The organism is Frankia sp. AgB32 (assembly GCF_023243045.1).
In the GTDB taxonomy this organism is placed as follows: domain Bacteria; phylum Actinomycetota; class Actinomycetes; order Frankiales; family Frankiaceae; genus Frankia.
Map to the genome: position 1 here is coordinate 1 of NZ_JALKFX010000197.1, position 263 is coordinate 263.

Annotated in this window: 1 protein-coding gene; it reads left to right on the plus strand. The window is 70.0% G+C overall.

What is annotated here, in order from left to right:
• A partial coding sequence (locus tag MXD60_RS26405) for a glycine--tRNA ligase subunit beta (protein ID WP_248822407.1) occupies positions 1–263 on the plus strand: 263 nt, incomplete at both ends.

The window sequence follows — 263 nt, forward strand, 5'->3', positions numbered from 1 at the left end:
GTTCTCGGTCGACGGGATCGCGGCCGGGACCACGACCCGGGGCCACCGCTTCCTGGCGCCGGAGCCGTTCGAGGTGCGCCGCTTCGACGATTATGCCCAGGCGCTGGAACGCGCGCAGGTTATCCTCGATGCGGACCGGCGCAAGGACATGATCCTGCACGACGCCCGCGACCTCGCCTTTGCCCGCGGCCTCGATCTGGTCGAGGACGAGGGCTTGCTGGAGGAGGTCGCCGGCCTCGTCGAGAAGCCGGTCGTGCTGATGG